Source organism: Geoanaerobacter pelophilus (assembly GCF_018476885.1).
Taxonomy (GTDB): domain Bacteria; phylum Desulfobacterota; class Desulfuromonadia; order Geobacterales; family DSM-12255; genus Geoanaerobacter; species Geoanaerobacter pelophilus.
On record NZ_JAHCVJ010000002.1, the window covers coordinates 44988 to 61853 of the forward strand.

Sequence of the window (16866 nt, forward strand, 5' to 3'; positions counted from 1 at the left end):
GCTGATCAATTCTTATTTGGCATCAAGCTCGGGAAGATACAACTCCGCTTCCGGCCCGCCCTTGCCGTTCATCTCGGCCTCCACCCAGTCCCCGATCTCCCGCTGGACAATCAGTTTCAAATCCTGCTCCATCTGCTCGCGGCGTTGTTTGGCAAGTTGCGGCAGCTGTCGGATCTCGTAATGGACATGAGGGCCGGTAGAACGCCCTGTGCTACCCGATAAGGCGATAACAGTAGCAGTATCAACCTGCTGACCCGGCTTGACCAGCACCTCGGCATTGTGACCATAGAGGCTGACATACCCCTTGCCATGCTCGACCGCCACCAGGTTGCCGTACCCTTTATACTGTCCGGCAAAATAAACCGTACCGGCCTGGGTAGGATAAACTGCGGTGCCGGAAGGCACGGCAATATCATAGCCGTTATGCCAGACCTGACGGCCACTACCGAATGGGTCGAGCCGCCAGCCAACGCCAGAGGTGACCCGGCCGCCGTCAACCGGCGACTTGCGGGCTGCTAAACAGGGGGTGGTGACCAGAACTGCACAGAGAATCAGGATTATTTTCGCTATTTTCATAGGCAATACCGTCAGTTGTAAGATTCAGGATCAGCGAACTTTATATCCTATCGGCATATATATGAATTTCTTCAGTACCGGGGTCACATGATACCGTTAAAGGTGAGTTTTTTCAAGGGCAGCGGCAATGAACGCAGTATTATGAGGCGTCCCAGGGTCATCCCCTCAAGCAAGCCACCTCCAATTAAGCAAAAAGCCGCCCGCCAACATGAAGCTGACAAGGCGGCTTTGAGATAACTAGATGATTCTCTGAAAACAGGCCACTTATCCAGCCAGCAGACTGTGCCCGGTCATTTCCTGCGGTTGCGCCAGCCCGAGCATGGCGAGCATGGTCGGTGCGATGTCAGCCAAGCGGCCCCCTTCTTTCAAGGTGCTCCCCTTGCGGCTGTCATCCACCATGACCAGCCAGACCGGGTTACAGGTGTGGGCGGTGTGCGGGCCGTTGCTCTCCGGGTCCCACATCTGGTCGGCATTGCCGTGGTCGGCGGTGATCAGGAGCGCGCCACCCTTTTCCCTGACTTTGGCCGCAAGCTTGCCGACACAACTGTCCACTGCTTCCACCGCCTTGACAGCGGCAGGGATGATGCCGGTATGGCCGACCATGTCGCAGTTGGCGAAGTTGAGCACTATGACATCGTACCGGCCGGACTCGATCCGTTTTTCCAGTTCGTCGGTCACGAGGTAAGCACTCATCTCGGGCTTCTGGTCGTAGGTCGCCACTTCCTTGGGTGACGGAATGAGGCAGCGCTCTTCGTTGGGGAACGGTTCCTCGACCCCACCGTTGAAAAAGAAGGTGACGTGGGCGTATTTTTCGGTCTCGGCAATACGCAGCTGACTGAGGCCAGCGCGGCTGATGACATCACCGAAGATATTCTTCAGCTCTTCCGGGCCAAAGGCAATGGGGAGGCCGAAGGTGGCGTCGTACTCGGTCATGCAAACGTAGGATGCCAGCTGCGCCCGCTGTTTGCGTGCGAATCCGGGACAATCGTCCAGGGCAAGGGCGCGGGTGATCTCCCGGGCGCGGTCTGACCGGAAGTTGAAATAGATAAGACCGTCGTTATCCTGCAACCTGCCGACTGCTGTGCCGCCTGGGGTTATGACCGTAGGCAGCACGAATTCGTCGTTCTTTTCCGCCGCATAACTGGCAGAGATTGCTGCGGCTGCCGAAACGGCAGTCTCTCCCTCGCCGCAAACAATGGCATTGTAAGCCATTTCCACGCGATCCCAGCGGTTGTCCCGGTCCATGGCATAGTAGCGACCAATCACCGTGGCGATCGTGCCGATGCCGATCCGCTTGATCTCGGCTTCCAGCTGCTCAAGGTAGTCAATCCCGCTTTTGGGTGGCGTATCGCGGCCGTCCAGGAGACAGTGGATAAAGACATCATTCAGCCCCTCGCGCTTTGCCAGCTCCAGCAGGCCATAGAGGTGGGTGTTGTGGGAATGCACCCCGCCGTCGGAGAGCAACCCGGCCAGATGCAGCCTGCCGCCGGCTGCCTTGGTGCGGGCAATGCAGTCGAGCAGTACCGGATTGGTGAAAAAATCGCCGTCAGCAATCGACTTGCTGATCCGGGTCAGGTCCTGGTAAACAACGCGGCCGGCACCGATATTGAGGTGGCCGACCTCGGAATTACCCATCTGGCCATCCGGGAGACCGACTGCCATACCTGAAGTCTGGATCTGGGTGTGCGGGTATTCTTTGAGCAGGCTATTGAGATTGGGGGTATTGGCCAGGGCAACGGCATTATTTTCAGTCTGGGGGTTGATCCCCCAGCCATCGAGGATCATCAGGAGAAGCGGCTTTTTCGGCATATCAGCTCCTTGCTAAACGAGATAGTCAATGATGGTACGATTCGTTATTGAGAATGGTCAACCCCCGGTAGAGCTGTTCCAGCAGGAACGGGCGGACCATCTGGTGGGTAAAGGTCATCTTCGACAGCGATATGGAGCGGTAGGCTAACTTCCGTACTGCGGCATCAAAACCATAGGAACCGCCGATGGCAAAGGCCAGTTCCTGGGTGCCGGTGTCCCGCTCTCTGCCGAGGAAGGCGGCAAAGCCGGTCGAAGTGAACTGCTCTCCGGTCTCATCCAGCAGAACCAGCCTGGTAGCTTTCGGCAGGGCTTTCAACAGCCGCTCACCTTCCTTCAACCGCAGCTGCTCGGCCACGGTCCCCTTTTCTTCCCGAACCTCGCTGATCTCCAGAGGCAGATAGCGCTTGATCCGGCCGGCATATTCATCGATGCCGCAACGCACCCATTCCTCCTGGGTCTTGCCGACCCACAGGACGCGGAGCTTCACGCCCCTTTCGTCTCCCAGAGGAACTTTTCAGGGATCTCCACCTGGGGCGCAACCTGCCACAGGCCGTCCAGATCGTAGTAGCTCCTGAGTTCCTCGATAAAGACATGGAACAGGACATCGCCGTAGTCGATGACAACCCATTTTCCCTCTGCCAGCCCTTCTATATCCAGCGGCTTGCCGAACTTCTTCAATCCGGTGCGGACTGATTCGGCAATGGCCTGAACCTGCTTGTCCGAGGTCCCGCTGGCGATCACCAGGTAATCGGCAATGCTGGAAAGCCGCGCAATCTCCAGAATCTTAACTTCGTACGCCTTCTTGTCCAGAGCATATTCAGCGCATTTCAATGCGCGGTCCAGGCTGCTGATCTCTTTTTTAACGCTCATCTGCGTATAACCCCTGTTCAATAATATACCGTTCCACTGCAGCAGGGACCAGGTAGCGGATCGACCGCCCCTGTCTCGCCAGATTGCGGATGCGGGTTGAGGAGATGTCGAGCAGACATTCTCCCAGATAATGGACCTGATGGCCCGACCGGTGATCGAGACGATTGGCCGCCCGATCTAAAACAAATTCGCTTCTGACCTCTTCCGGCAGGGCCTCGGACAGGTTCGGCACCCGCGCCCCTGGCCGCTCCACCACAACGATGCTGGAGCATTGGAAAATCGCGCGGTATTCATGCCAGGTCCCGAATTCCAAGAATGAATCACTACCGATAATAAAGAACAGCTCATCAGCCGGCCGTTGCTCGCCAAGTGCCCGCAGGGTGTCGATGGAATACGATTTCCCCGCACGTTCGCCTTCAATCCGGGAAAGCTGAAACGACTCATTGTCCGCGATGGCCACCCTGACCAGCTCACAACGGAGCTCGAACGGCAATTCGCCATTCATCGGTTTATGCGGCGGTGATGCTGCCGGGATAAAGGTGATCCGGTCCAGGGCGAGATTTTCCCTGACCTCCTCGGCGATGCGAAGATGAGCAAGGTGAATCGGATTGAATGTGCCCCCCAGGATCCCGATTCTCATGTTCTCGCCTTCAGCACCTGACCTGGCCGTCTCCATAGACGATGAACTTGGTTGTGGTCAGGTCTTCCAGCCCCATTGGCCCGAAGGAATGGAGCTTGGTGGTCGAGATCCCGATCTCCGCGCCGAGCCCCAGCTGGTTGCCGTCGGCAAACCGGGTTGAGGCATTGACCAGCACGCAGCTGGAGTTGACCTCGCGGATAAACCGCTGGGCATTGGCGTAGTCACTGGTGACAATCGCCTCGGTATGCAGCGAGCCGTAGGTATTGATATGGTCAATCGCCTCATCCAGCGATCCTACCACCCGGCAGGCCAGGATCAGATCAAGAAACTCCTCGTGCCAATCCTGTTCGGTAGCCACCTTTGCCTGGGGGGCATGCTCCCGGAATATCTCATCACCGCGCAACTCTACCTTGAGGTTACTGAGTGCAGCCGCAATCTGCGGCACAAATTGCGGGGCAGCGTCCTTATGGATCAGCAGTGTCTCCAGGGAGTTGCACACTCCTGGACGCTGGGTCTTGGCATTGATGATGATCTTCTCAGCCATGGCGAAATCTGCCGAGGCATCGACCAGCAGGTGGCAGACCCCTTTGTAATGTTTGATTACCGGGATTTTCGAATGCTCCACCACGAACCGGATCAGACTCTCGCCGCCGCGGGGGATGATCAGGTCGATCAAATCCTCCTGCTTCAGCATCTCCAGCACCCCTTCCCGCTCAGTAAACGGGATGACTGCCAGTGCTTCCGCAGGAATGCCGGCCTTAGTCATCTCTCCCTGCAACAGGGCAGCAATGGCGCGATTCGAGTGAATCGCCTCGGAGCCGCCGCGCAGGATCACGGCGTTACCGGCTTTCAGGCAGAGGGCGGCAGCATCGGCGGTTACGTTCGGCCGCGCCTCGTAGACGATGCCGATAACCCCCAAAGGAATCCGCATCTTGCCGACCATCAGGTCATTCGGGCGTTTCCACATCTTGGTCACTTCGCCCACGGGATCAGGCAGTGCCGCAACCTCGCGCAAGGCGTCAGCCATCCCCTTAATCCGCTGATCATCGAGCATCAGACGGTCGAGCATGGCCGCGGACAGCCCCTTGGCAGCGCCGGCTTCCAGGTCTTTGGCATTCTCGGCAATCAGCCCTGGCGTACCAAGTTCCAGCGTCGTCGCCATTGCCAGCAACAGGTCATTTTTGGCGCCTGACGAAAGCCGGGCCATGCGGTGCGAAGCCTTGCGGGCATTTTCTGCAATCTGCCTGATCTGTTCAGCTATGGTCATTGAGCATCCTCTCTTATGGGACGATTACCAGGTTGTCCCGATGAATTACTTCGTCGCCGTAGCGATAGCCAAGGATTTCCTCAAGCTCGCCGCTCTGCCGACCAAGGATCATCAGGCACTCACGGCTGGAATAGTCAGCCAACCCCCGGCCAATTTCGCTGCCGTCCTTGGCGACAATGCGCACACAGGCGCCTCGCTCGAACTCCCCTTCAACCGCAACCATCCCGGAAGGGAGCAGGCTCTTGCCATGTTGCCTTAGTACCTTTGCGGCCCCGGCATCGACAATGATCCGCCCTCGGGGACGCAGGGTATAGGCAATCCAATGTTTGCGGCGGTTAAGGCTCTCACCGGCAGGGAGAAAGAAGGTACCAAGCTCCTCGCCGGTCATCAGTCTCTCCAGAATGCCTTCTCTGCTCCCGTTAGCGATTATCGTGGGAATACCAAACCGGCCGGCCTTTTTTGCGGCTGATATCTTGGTTGCCATGCCGCCGGTGCCGACCGACGAGCCGCTGCCACCGGCCGCCTGCTCGATTTCCCTGGTAATGCCTCTTACCAACGGCACAAGGCGGGCATCCGGATTGGTGCGCGGATCAGAATCGTAGAACCCGTCGATATCGGTAAGAATTATGAGCAGGTCGGATTCTGACAGGTTGGTCACCAGGGCCGAGAGATTATCATTGTCGCCGAACTTGATCTCCTCGACGGCAACCGTGTCATTTTCATTGATGATCGGCACAATATCGCAGGAAAGAAGGGTATCGATGGTAGCGCGGGCGTTCAGAAACCGCTGGCGATCGGAAAGGTCGTCGCGGGTCAGCAGCATCTGGGCGGTATTGATGGCGAAATGGCCTAGCGCCTCTTCGTAGGCGTTCATCAACCGCGGCTGGCCGACTGCCGCAGCTGCCTGCTTCTGGGGAATCGTCCTGGGGCGATCGACGCCGAGCATGCTCCGTCCGGCGGCAACCGCACCGGAAGTCACAACAATGACCTCAATTCCCTTGCTTCGGAGTTGGGATATTTCAGCGGCAATGGCGGCAATCCTCTGCCGGTCCAGATCGTTCTGCACAGTAGTCAGCACTCTGCTGCCGATCTTGACCACTATCCGCCGTACGTTTTTTAACAGCTCCCCTCGCATTTCATCCCTTTACCCGGAAATAATCTGCAGAATATTAACACTCTTGAGCCTCAACCGCAATCGGTTCAAGCTCCGGCATCAGACCATAGATAACGTGCAATCTCATCGAGCAGCTCCGGGATCCCCTCGCCGGTCAGGGCCGAAATCGAAAACACAGCAATGCCTTTATCCTGGAAATACGGGAGCATTACCGTCAGAAGTTCCCGCACATCCTGCAAGTCCATTTTATTAACAACAACGATCTGCGGCCGTTGCGCAAGCTCTTCATCGAACTTTGCCAGTTCGGAATTGAGGGTTTCATAGTCCTTGATTGGATCGGAATCATGGGTCCGGCAAGGATCGAGGAGATGCAGCAGGATTCTCGTCCGCTCCACATGCCGCAGAAAACGGTGACCGAGACCAGCCCCTTCGTGAGCCCCCTCGATAATCCCCGGAATGTCGGCAACGACAAAAGAGCGGTAATTCTTATAGGCCACAACCCCCAGGTTCGGCACCAGCGTGGTAAACGGATAATCGGCAATCTTTGGCCTGGCAGCAGAGATCTTGGTAATAAGTGATGACTTGCCGACACTGGGGAAACCAAGAAGCCCGACATCGGCAAGCAGCTTCAGCTCCAGGCGGAAGGTGCGCTCTTCGCCCGGCTCGCCCGGCTGGGAAAACCGCGGCACGCGGTTGGTTGAGGTCTTGAACCTGGCATTACCCTGACCGCCACGCCCCCCTTTGAGAATGACAAACCGCTCCCCGGCTTCGGTCAGGTCAGCAATAACTTCACCGGTCTCAGCATCCTTGACCACGGTACCGACCGGCACCTTTATGACCAGATCATCGCCGGAGGCGCCATGACGGTCTTTACCCATGCCGTGCCGTCCCCGCTCTGCCTTTTGATGAGGGCGTTGCTTGAGATCAAGCAGTGTGGAAACACCGGTAATTGCCTCAATAATGACGCTGCCGCCATCGCCGCCGTCACCGCCGTCCGGACCGCCATAAGGGATGAATTTCTCGCGGCGGAATGACACGCATCCGGCGCCGCCATCGCCCGAACGGGCATGTATCTTGACTTCATCTACGAATTGCATATTTTACCTTAACTTTTTCGCCTGACGCAGCTTGCAAACCAGCTGATTGCTGGTAATAATGTGATTGCAGGCTGCATAAGGGAGGTATCCCATGAGTATAAGCACTGTCTCAAGTCAGGCAATGATGCTTAAGGAGCAGATGTCGCTCTACCAGTTGGGGATGGCTGGACTGAAGCAGCAGGCCGATTCCCAGCAAAAACTGGCGACCATGCTCGACCAGCAGACACAAAAGGTGACGCCCCCGAAAGATCCTCAAGGGGGAGGTTTTTCAACCTACGCCTGACACACACGCAGCCAACCGCAACATACTTCTTCAACCGGGCAGTGGTTCATGCCCGCAACATGCCACTAACAAACAAAGCAACAGCAAGCCCCGTGCAGCCTGCGCAATGCTAAAGAACAGAAAGCCCGGAACCATAAAGCTCCGGGCTTTCTCATACATTATGCCATACCTGATCAGTTCGCCGGGTAGACAGAAACCTTCTTGCGGTCACGGCCCAAACGCTCGTACTTGACCACTCCGTCAACCAGGGCAAAGAGGGTGTAATCCTTGCCGCACCCGACATTGTTGCCTGGATGGATTTTAGTGCCATGCTGCCGGTAAATAATGTTGCCGGCCCTTACTGCTTCGCCACCGAACTTTTTACATCCGAGTCTCTGGCCGTCAGAATCGCGTCCGTTACGACTGCTGCCGACCCCTTTTTTATGTGCCATGGTGTTCTTGCCTCCTGCTGTTACCGGTTATCCGGTTACTGCATGTTATGCGTTGATCTTTTCAATTTTCAGGATGGTTCTCGGCTGACGGTGCCCGTTTAATTTACGGGAGTTCTTGCGCCTCTTCGACTTGAAAACCAGGATTTTCTTGTCTTTTCCCTGCTCGACAATAGTGCCGACCACAGAAGCGCTTGGCACTAACGGTGTTCCGATTTTAACCGTATCGCCGCCAACCATCAGGACTTCCCCAAGTTCGACAGTGTCGCCCACTGCCCCCTCGAGTTTCTCGACCTTAAGCAGGTCGCCCTCGGAAACTTTGTACTGCTTCCCTCCGGTTTTTACAACTGCGTACATATACCTTCACCACCTTTATAATTTAGATGAGCGTTGGAAAATACCCCATAACCACAATCAGAGTCAAGCTTTTTTTCGCAATACCGAATCACCCTACATCAAGAAAAACATCTTCCCCTTCAAGCCTTATGGGATAGGTTTTGAGCACATATTCAGGGTAATCGTTGCACGCACCGCTTCTCAGATTGAACTTGTATCCGTGGCGGGGACAGGAGAGAGTGGGGCCGTCCTTCACCACTCCGGCGTTCAAAGGGCTCCCCTGGTGCGGACATTCATTTTCGCAGGCGAAGATCTCCCCCTTGACATTTATCAGCAGGATCTGAACGCCGTCCAGCTCAACCACCTTTTTCCCCCAGTTAGGAATATCACCTAGTTTCGCGACCAGCGGCATAGTAATCACTCCTTTCACGCAGCATCAGTTAATAAGGATCTCGAACTGTTCCTGGTGGAAACCAGGCTTTGCCCTCACGGTGATCCTTTTCTTGAACTTGCGCTCCAACTCCTCAAGCCCCCGGCGCTCCTCGTCATAAAGGAGATCTGCCACCTGGGGATGAACGGTGAGCATCGCCTTGGTTCCTCTGATATCAAGCATCTCACGGCGCAGCTCACGGAAAATCTCATGACAGATGGTAGTCTTTGACTTGACATAGCCACGCCCCTCACAATACGGGCATGGTTCGCACATCATCCGCCCCATGCTCTCACGCACCCGTTTGCGAGTCATCTCCACCAACCCGAGTTCGGAGATCTTCAGGATGTTGGTTTTAGACTTGTCGGCCTTCATCGCCTCTTCCAAGGCAGTGAACACCTTCTCCCGGTTGACCTCTTTCTCCATATCGATGAAGTCGATGATGATTATGCCGCCGATATTGCGCAACCGGAGCTGATAGGCAATCTCCTTGACTGCCTCAAGGTTCGTCTTGAGAATGGTATCCTCAAGGTTGTGCTTGCCGACAAACCGGCCAGTATTGACGTCAATCGCCGTCAGCGCTTCGGTCTGCTCGATTATGATATAGCCGCCGCTCTTCAGCCATACCTTGCGGCCCAGACCGCGACTGATCTCGACCTCCAGCCCGAAGTTATCAAAAATCGGCTCTTCCTCGTCGTACAGTTCAATCGAATACTTCATCTTCGGCATGAAGGTGGAGATAAACTGCACAATTTTGTCGTGTTCAGGCTTTGAATCAACCACGATGCGATCAACCGATTCAGTGAGGATATCGCGCACCACTTTCTGCGTAACGTCCAGGTCGGAATGGATCAGAGCCGGGGCATGAACCTTTTCCTTTTTCTTGGCGACCTCTTCCCACAGTTTGAGCAGGTATTTCATGTCTGCAAGCAGGTCTTCTTCGCTCTTACCCTCAGAGACAGTCCTAACGATAAAGCCGCTCCCGGCCGGCTTTATCCGCTCAACGATCGACTTGAGGCGCTCGCGCTCTTCCTCCTCCTCAATGCGCCGGGAAATCCCGACATGGTCAACCGTGGGGATATAGACAAGATGTCTGCCAGGCAGCGAAATGTGAGCAGTTATCCGTGCGCCTTTTGTGCCGATAGGCTCCTTGGAGACCTGCACCAGCAGTTCCTGCCCTTCCTGCAGCAAGTCCTCTATTGGGTGCATAGGATGGAGTACCGGCTCATCAGGGTCACCGGTCTGCACCTCGTCCTTTTTGCTGCCGTTGCCTTCCATGAATGACTCATACTCATCCATTGCATCGAAGACATCCGCCACATAAAGAAACGCGGCCTTTTCGAGCCCAATGTCCACAAAAGCAGCCTGCATGCCGGGGAGAACCCGCACTACTCTCCCCTTGTAAATGTTCCCGACAATCCCCTTGACCTTGCTCCGCTCAATATAGAGTTCGGCAATTGTCCCATTTTCTATCAGGGCAATCCGGGTTTCGTGGGGAGCGGTATTTATTACCAGTTCATTTGCCATTGATGCCTCTGTTTCTAACCGAGAGAATCGGAAAATATCACTTCTATCTTTTCTATGCGGCTGCCGACCAGCTGCTCCAGCGGCAAACCGGTGATCGCGGCCGCGAACTCAAGAGGCTTGCCCCTGGCAATAACCATTTCCAGGACAGCCCCGTCCACACTCAGCTCTTTCAGCTCATGCCGCAAATCAAATTCCGTTGTTTTACCACGCTTTTGCCGTACCCACTTAGAGGATTCGAGCGCAACAAAGGCGTCAGCCTTCTGGCGAAGGTCTGAAGGAGAAAGTTCCCGAAGCGCAACCCGGTACCTCACAGCATCAATGATAACCGACAGAGACGGGCTGTTCAACGGGATTTCTTGGCTAGCGACAATTCTCACACCACTGGGGAGTACGCAATTCAGGCTATCTGCAATCTGAACAGCATCACCATTTTCATAAACATCCAGATCCATATACTCGCAGTACGACTCCACACCAACCGAAAGCGCAGTTGCAAAGGAAAAACGCGGGTGGGGATGAAACCCCTGAGAATAACGCACCGGCACCCCGGCCCGGCTCACTGCCCGGGAAAACATGTTGAGCATCTCCAGATGGCTCAGATACCTCATCAGTCCGGTCTTTTCGAATCTCAGGCGCATCCGTTTTGCCCCTGTTTTGTTTGACACAGGTTCAGTGACTGAAGCAACCTTTTCGATTGATTGATCACCCTCGGCACCCAGCGTTCTCATTTTAATCTGATCAAAATCGCACACGCCGCATCCTGAGCACACGCCATGGCGGCAATCCTCGGTGTAAACTCCGGTCCCGGAGCGTTCCAACTCGGCCAGCAGGAACTTTTTTGTTATGCCAAAGTCAAGATGGTCCCAGGGGAGAACCTCGTCCAGCCGCCTGCGACGAAGATACCAATCAGGATTCAAGCCACACTCGGCAAAAGCCTGTTGCCAACCGGCAACATTAAACCGCTCACTCCAGCCGTCGAAGCAGCACCCCAAGGCGCGGGCACGGACAAGGAGCTTTCCCAATCGGCGATCACCGCGGGCAAAAACCCCTTCCAGCATTGAGAGCGGCGAATCGTGCCACTTGAAGTTGAGCTTCCCCTTGCGCAGCTCATTGCGCAGGATGCGCTGACGCGCAACGGTTTCTTCTTCGCTGATCTGCGGCTCCCACTGGAACGGGGTATGCGCTTTGGGGACAAAGGTTGAAACCGAAACATTGACTTCACCGCCATGGCCGGTTCGCTTTCCTTGAGCCTTTACCTGTCGAGCCAATGAAACAATGGCGTTCAGGTCTTCTTCGGTCTCACCGGGGAGCCCCATCATGAAATAGAGCTTGATCACCCGCCATCCTGCGGAATAGGCAGAGTAGGCGTTCAACAACAGGTCTTCCTCGCTGATCCCTTTGTTTATGGCTGAGCGCAGCCGCTCGCTGCCTGCCTCAGGCGCAAGAGTAAACCCAGTCTTGCGTACTTTTTTAATCTCCTCAACCAGTTCCGGAGTGAGCGTTCCGACCCTTAATGACGGCAGAGACACAGCTATCCGGTCATCAGCATATTTTGCCATAAGGGAACTGATCAACGGCTCAATCCGGCAGTAGTCACCGGCTGACAGAGACAGCAGGGATATCTCCTCGTAACCGGAGTTGCGCAGTGCGTCGGCAACCAGTGCCAGAACCTTCTCCGGGTTACGCTCGCGTACCGGCCGGTAAAGATAACCTGCCTGGCAGAACCGGCACCCCCTGGTACACCCCCTGGCGATCTCGATGCTTACCCGGTCATGGACGGTCTTCATAAAAGGGACAACGGGTTCAACTGGAAACTCGGCCTGATCCAGATCAGCCACAAAGCGGCGCCTTACCGGACCATACCCCTGGCGCAGCGACACAACCCCACTAATGCAACCATCAACTGTATACTCCACCTCAAACAGCGAAGGGACATAAACCCCTTCTATCATTGCAAGCCGTTCCAGCAACTCTACGCGAGCAACCCCTTCCTTGCGGGCCTGCCGAACGACAGCCGCAATCTCCAGCACAGCCTCTTCCCCGTCTCCAAGAAGAAACGCATCAAAAAAATCAGCAAGTGGTTCGGGATTAGCGCAGCAGGGACCGCCGCCAATGACCAGCGGGTCATCATTAGCTCTGTCCTTAGCTAAAATCTCTATGCCGCCCAATTCCAACATGTTGAGAATATTGGTATAGGAAAGTTCATACTGAAGGGTAAACCCGACGATGTCGGCAGAAGAGAGCGGTGTCGCCGTTTCAAGAGAACTCAGCGAGAGCCCATCCCGGCGCATCAGCTCTTCCATATCCGGCCAGGGAGCAAAAACGCGCTCTGCTGCGAGCCATGGCTCTTTATTCAGGATTGCATACAATATCTTTATGCCAAGGTGACTCATGCCAACTTCATAAACGTCCGGGAACGCCAAAATAAACCGCAGTTCGGCATCAGATTTAATGATGGAGCCCATTTCCTGGCCGATGTAACGCGCCGGCTTTTCTATGCTCAGAAGATAATTGTCCTGCACGTAGCCTCCAAACTTAAATGACAGCTCCCTGAAATTGCAGCAGGATAGTAACAGATGGCCCGGAAGAGAGGCAAGCGAATTGCCGTGGCATAATCACAAGCCGTAATTCTACCCCATATAAGGCAGCCACTTACCCATTTAAGGCAATCCAGACACTAACCCATCCTCTGCCACAGCAATTTCTTCAATTATTTAAGCTAGATGCAAAAACAATACGACCTTGGCACGCTACCTGCTTTATTGTAAGCATTGATTCAACAAAACCCTAAAGGAGAAACAAAATGAAACAAGTTCTTGCTGCTCTCGTTGCTGTTGCTTTCGCTACCACCTGCTTTGCTGCTGAAGCTAAAAAAGAAGCTGCTCCTGCTGCTGCTCCTGCTGCTGCTCCTGCTGGCGAAGTGAAGAAAGAAGAGAAAGCTCCTAAGAAAGCAAAAAAAGCAAAGAAAGCAAAAAAAGCTGAGAAGAAAGAAGCTGCTCCTGCTGAAGCTCCTGCAGCGAAGTAATTCTTCCTTGATAGTAATAAAAAAAGCCACATCTTCGGATGTGGCTTTTTTTATTTATTTGATTATTGGATAAACGACAAGCAATGAAAAGTCAGCAGATGATCAGCAGTTTATTCTTTCTGCCAAACATAGGCGGGATCGAATATTGGGTCATAGAATCCGGGGTATGGCACCGGGAATGTCATTACCTCGATAGCACCGGAAACGGTCCTGACCAGCATCATGATAATCCCCTTGAACGGCCCAACAGCAAGCCCTTTACCCCAACCATCCTCTTTGGTCGTATAGTAAATTTGCTTGGGAAGTTCACCCCACCCGGTTGCCACATTTGCGATGCCCCGAGTAAACTTGGTTCCCATACCGTCGGCCACTTCCTGAGGTGAAGAGGTATCCGCGGTCTTATACCGATCTGCTGAGGCCAAGTTGGGTAAAGCAATTGATACCAGCAGGGCAGCAATCACTATAACGGTCCGCATCAATCGCATAGGATCGCTATTCAGTTTTTGTCGAAGGTTTTTCAATGTTCGCGTCCCCCCATCCATGCCAAACATACTCCGGATCCATCATCGGGTCATAATAGCCGGGCTGAGGCACCAGGAAAAATATCGCCTCCACCCCTCCAACCAGCCCGCGATAAATGGTCATCCCGATTCCTTTCAGCGGGCCGATCACGTAACCTACCGATCCGCGGTCACGAACCGTATTTACGGTCTGCTTGGGAATCTCCGCCACGCAGGTCGCGACGTTGGTCACCCCCCGGGCAAGTTTGAATGCCATTTTTTCCACAATCGCCGCAGGAGGCTGTGATTCCTGAGCTGATGCCGGCGCTGGCAGTGCCAGGCAGAAGAGAAGCAGAAGCAGGAAATAAGTATTGTTGCGCATTGCATCTCCTTTCCAAGATAGAGCTTCGTCTAATGTATGTACCACAAAGCATTGGCTCTCGCAACAACGCACACCCATAATAAAAAAGGCGCGGAAATTTCCGCGCCTTAACCTGCGAGACAGCTTGCAGCTAGCAATTACTTGCCATGCTTGGCAAGATAACTTGCGACCCCTTCCGCAGTAGGTTTCATGGCATCTTCCCCTTCCTTCCAGTTGGCGGGACACACCTGATCGCCATGCGTCTCCACAAACTGCAAGGCATCGACCATCCGTAATGCTTCATCCACACTTCGCCCCAAAGGCAGATCATTAATGACTGCGTGGCGTATTACCCCTTTGGTATCAATAAGGAAAAGTCCTCGCAAGGCAACGGCATCATTGAACAGAATCCCGTACGAACGGGCAATCCCCTTGTTGAGGTCTGCCACCAGCGGGTACTGAATGTTGCCAATGCCGCCATCATCAATGCTGGTATTTTTCCAGGCAAGATGGGTGAATTTGGAATCAACTGAAACCCCGATTACTTCACAGTTCCGAGACTTGAAAGCGTCGAGCTTCTTATTAAAAGCAATGATCTCGGAAGGGCAGACAAACGTAAAGTCCAGCGGGTAGAAAAAGAGCAATACATATTTGCCGCGCAAGGCTGACAGGGTGATCTGGCCGAAACTATTGTCGGGCATTACCGCATCTGCTGTAAAATCAGGGGCCTGCTGGGTAACCAGTGTACATACGCTCATTTAAACTCTCCTTTCACTTACAAGGGAAATTGAATTGTGTGAAAAAAAGATATCAGCAGGTCCTGGCCATGTCAACACAAAAAAGATTAAATCAATCCTTTTTGTCTTATTTGCGAATCTCGGATTTGATCCCGCCATCAATCCCGATGACAACCTCACGAAATGAGATCTCCTTACCACTATCTGCCAACGCCTGGCGAGCAGCCATCACGATTCCCGAGCAGCAAGGCACTTCCATTCTAAGGACAGTTAGGCTTCTGATCGATGCAACCTTGAACAGTTCCGTGAGTTTTGCCAGATAGAAGCTGTTGTCATCCAGTTTCGGGCAACCGACGACCAATGCCTTCCCACTAAGAAAATCTCTATGAAAATCAGGGTAGGCAAAAGGCACACAATCTGCGGCAATCAAAAGATCTGCGTTCTGGAAGTACGGTGCCGTTACCGGAACAAGATGAAGCTGAACCGGCCACTGGGCTAACTGGCTGCTTTGGGGATTTGCTGGTGTCACCTGCTGCTCGCTTGCAGGCCGGGCAAATGAGATTACCCTTGAGCCTGGACACCCGCCGGAACCGGCAGTATTATGATGTGCCGCCTGGTGATTATTCCCGTGACCTGCCTGCTTGAGATGCCTTTCTACAGCCTCTTCATCAAACTGCTCGGCATCACGTTCGACAATATGGATAGCATCCTGCGGGCAGTCACCCAGGCATGCCCCCAAGCCGTCGCAGAGGTTGTCGGCAGCAAGCACTGCCTTGCCATCTACAATTCTGATAGCACCTTCGGCACACGCAGGCACGCAAAGCCCGCAACCATTACATTTGTCACTGTCAATCTGTACAATTTTCCGAATCATTGCCTTACCTCTTTAGAAAAAATAGTGCCACAGATAGTCCAACCTGCCGCGCATAACCATTTGCCGCCCCGAATATGCCATTATCTCCTTCATCCGCGCCCGATATTCACCACTATAGCAGTGGATCCGGCAATTTTTGCAACTCGGCTTAGGGTCCAGAGGGCATTTCTTCCGTTTTTGTATCCCATATGCGACCAGTTCAGCACACACAGCACAGAGATTTACACCCCCGGAAACCTTGGGCCCCACTTCAGAAGGCAGTGCAACGACCACCTTCTCTCTATCATGATGTTTCTTTCGGCAATAAAGAGAGACGAAGGCGACAATTACTTTCAGGTCTTTCACTTGCTTCGAGGGAAGTTGATGACTGTTATTCGTCTTCATGTGGTTACCATATACCGCTGACCAACAATTCAGGATGACCTAAGTCAAAGAGAGTTTATTAGCGTGCTTCACCTGTAGAGAGTTGTTGCCGATCCTCTCGTGCTACCAGCGAATGGTCTGCTTGATGGTTTTTGGGGTATAATTCTCTGCCATCCGCCATTTTTTCCCACCGACTAGAACCGGTTCAAGCTTCATGGCAATATAACCGACCAGGCTCATGTCTTCAGGAAGCTCAGAGGCAATCCTCACGATCCTGAAGCCTACGAAATCGCCAACCTCCGGGCAGGTTTCAGCCTCTTTCAAGGTGCAGCCCCATATTTCCCGACCACCGTTAGTACCAGCAAGCCGAAGCAGATACCAATGCTCGCCATCTGAGCCCCGCTTGCCAACCTCTTGTACTAGCGCCGGAATAACGGCCTCGGCAAGCAACGAGTATTTCAAATGGTCGCAGGCAAAGTTGAAGGCAGCAGTATTGCTAGCAAAAACCTCAGTTTTTTCCTGATCGTGCCTGAACCAACCGAACATAACGGCCTCCACTGGTTTTAGATAGGAGTGATTCGGCAATTATACCCTGGTAATTGCGTTTTGCTTTGCTCGGAGCTTTTATG

The 16866-nt window shown here is 53.9% G+C and carries 21 protein-coding genes; 2 read left to right on the forward strand and 19 right to left on the reverse strand.

The genetic code is table 11. The annotated features are described in order from the left end of the window. Nucleotides 1–12: 12 nt before the first annotated feature. From KI809_RS05555 to obgE, 8 genes are all read right to left on the reverse strand, one after another. A complete protein-coding gene (locus tag KI809_RS05555; protein WP_214170555.1) occupies nucleotides 13–576 on the reverse strand; it encodes a M23 family metallopeptidase in 564 nt (187 codons plus the stop codon). Nucleotides 577–840: 264 nt separating this feature from the next. After that, a complete protein-coding gene (gpmI, locus tag KI809_RS05560) occupies nucleotides 841–2385 on the reverse strand; it encodes a 2,3-bisphosphoglycerate-independent phosphoglycerate mutase (protein ID WP_214170556.1) in 1545 nt (514 codons plus the stop codon). A 25-nt stretch (nucleotides 2386–2410) separates the two neighbouring features. Continuing rightward, nucleotides 2411–2872: a 23S rRNA (pseudouridine(1915)-N(3))-methyltransferase RlmH gene (locus KI809_RS05565; protein ID WP_214170557.1), complete on the reverse strand. Its 462-nt coding sequence runs from the start codon at nucleotides 2870–2872 to the stop codon at nucleotides 2411–2413. Beyond that, entirely contained in the window at nucleotides 2869–3255 is a 387-nt protein-coding gene (gene rsfS / locus KI809_RS05570) for a ribosome silencing factor (protein WP_214170558.1), read from the reverse strand. Before rsfS ends, KI809_RS05565 begins: the two co-directional genes overlap by 4 nt. Continuing rightward, entirely contained in the window at nucleotides 3245–3895 is a 651-nt protein-coding gene (gene nadD, locus KI809_RS05575) for a nicotinate-nucleotide adenylyltransferase (protein ID WP_214170559.1), read from the reverse strand. The genes rsfS and nadD overlap by 11 nt, the downstream gene beginning before the upstream one ends. Before the next feature lie 10 nt (nucleotides 3896–3905). Continuing rightward, nucleotides 3906–5162 (reverse strand): glutamate-5-semialdehyde dehydrogenase, encoded by a 1257-nt coding sequence (locus tag KI809_RS05580; protein WP_214170560.1) that lies wholly within the window; start codon nucleotides 5160–5162, stop codon nucleotides 3906–3908. Between the two features lie 13 nt (nucleotides 5163–5175). Beyond that, nucleotides 5176–6297, reverse strand: a complete 1122-nt coding sequence (gene proB / locus KI809_RS05585; protein WP_214170561.1) for a glutamate 5-kinase — start codon at nucleotides 6295–6297, stop codon at nucleotides 5176–5178. Between the two features lie 65 nt (nucleotides 6298–6362). After that, nucleotides 6363–7373 (reverse strand): GTPase ObgE, encoded by a 1011-nt coding sequence (gene obgE, locus KI809_RS05590; RefSeq protein ID WP_214170562.1) that lies wholly within the window; start codon nucleotides 7371–7373, stop codon nucleotides 6363–6365. A 91-nt stretch (nucleotides 7374–7464) separates the two neighbouring features. Here obgE and KI809_RS05595 point away from each other — a divergent pair, with 91 nt between their 5' ends. Continuing rightward, nucleotides 7465–7656: a hypothetical protein gene (locus tag KI809_RS05595; protein ID WP_214170563.1), complete on the forward strand. Its 192-nt coding sequence runs from the start codon at nucleotides 7465–7467 to the stop codon at nucleotides 7654–7656. Nucleotides 7657–7829: 173 nt separating this feature from the next. Here KI809_RS05595 and rpmA read toward each other — a convergent pair whose 3' ends face one another. The 5 genes from rpmA to KI809_RS05620 form a co-directional block, all read right to left on the reverse strand. Next, a complete protein-coding gene (rpmA, locus tag KI809_RS05600) occupies nucleotides 7830–8087 on the reverse strand; it encodes a 50S ribosomal protein L27 (protein WP_214170564.1) in 258 nt (85 codons plus the stop codon). Nucleotides 8088–8132: 45 nt separating this feature from the next. Continuing rightward, a complete protein-coding gene (gene rplU / locus KI809_RS05605) occupies nucleotides 8133–8441 on the reverse strand; it encodes a 50S ribosomal protein L21 (RefSeq protein WP_214170565.1) in 309 nt (102 codons plus the stop codon). An 88-nt stretch (nucleotides 8442–8529) separates the two neighbouring features. Continuing rightward, complete coding sequence (locus tag KI809_RS05610; protein ID WP_214170566.1) at nucleotides 8530–8832, reverse strand: Rieske (2Fe-2S) protein; 303 nt, start codon at nucleotides 8830–8832, stop codon at nucleotides 8530–8532. 24 nt (nucleotides 8833–8856) lie between these two features. Continuing rightward, complete coding sequence (locus KI809_RS05615) at nucleotides 8857–10377, reverse strand: Rne/Rng family ribonuclease (protein ID WP_214170567.1); 1521 nt, start codon at nucleotides 10375–10377, stop codon at nucleotides 8857–8859. Between the two features lie 14 nt (nucleotides 10378–10391). Next, nucleotides 10392–12899, reverse strand: a complete 2508-nt coding sequence (locus tag KI809_RS05620) for a TIGR03960 family B12-binding radical SAM protein (RefSeq protein WP_214170568.1) — start codon at nucleotides 12897–12899, stop codon at nucleotides 10392–10394. Between the two features lie 281 nt (nucleotides 12900–13180). Between KI809_RS05620 and KI809_RS05625 the strand changes: the two genes are divergently transcribed. After that, nucleotides 13181–13402 (forward strand): hypothetical protein, encoded by a 222-nt coding sequence (locus tag KI809_RS05625; protein WP_214170569.1) that lies wholly within the window; start codon nucleotides 13181–13183, stop codon nucleotides 13400–13402. 110 nt (nucleotides 13403–13512) lie between these two features. Here KI809_RS05625 and KI809_RS05630 read toward each other — a convergent pair whose 3' ends face one another. The 6 genes from KI809_RS05630 to KI809_RS05655 all read right to left on the reverse strand — a co-directional run bounded on the left by KI809_RS05630 (nucleotide 13513) and on the right by KI809_RS05655 (nucleotide 16783). Further along, nucleotides 13513–13923 carry an exosortase system-associated protein, TIGR04073 family gene (locus tag KI809_RS05630; protein ID WP_246559257.1) on the reverse strand — a complete coding sequence of 137 codons (411 nt, stop codon included), beginning with the start codon at nucleotides 13921–13923 and terminating at the stop codon, nucleotides 13513–13515. Further along, nucleotides 13895–14284 (reverse strand): exosortase system-associated protein, TIGR04073 family, encoded by a 390-nt coding sequence (locus KI809_RS05635; protein ID WP_214170570.1) that lies wholly within the window; start codon nucleotides 14282–14284, stop codon nucleotides 13895–13897. Before KI809_RS05635 ends, KI809_RS05630 begins: the two co-directional genes overlap by 29 nt. A 137-nt stretch (nucleotides 14285–14421) precedes the next feature. Further along, nucleotides 14422–15021, reverse strand: coding sequence for a peroxiredoxin (locus KI809_RS05640; RefSeq protein WP_214170571.1), 600 nt, complete (start codon nucleotides 15019–15021; stop codon nucleotides 14422–14424). A gap of 106 nt (nucleotides 15022–15127) precedes the next feature. Further along, nucleotides 15128–15874, reverse strand: a complete 747-nt coding sequence (locus tag KI809_RS05645) for an ATP-binding protein (RefSeq protein ID WP_214170572.1) — start codon at nucleotides 15872–15874, stop codon at nucleotides 15128–15130. A gap of 12 nt (nucleotides 15875–15886) precedes the next feature. Further along, a complete protein-coding gene (locus KI809_RS05650; protein ID WP_214170573.1) occupies nucleotides 15887–16258 on the reverse strand; it encodes a nitrous oxide-stimulated promoter family protein in 372 nt (123 codons plus the stop codon). A gap of 102 nt (nucleotides 16259–16360) precedes the next feature. Next, the gene (locus tag KI809_RS05655; protein ID WP_214170574.1) at nucleotides 16361–16783 is read right to left on the reverse strand and encodes a hypothetical protein; all 423 of its coding nucleotides are present in this window, start codon (nucleotides 16781–16783) and stop codon (nucleotides 16361–16363) included. Nucleotides 16784–16866: the final 83 nt, after the last annotated feature.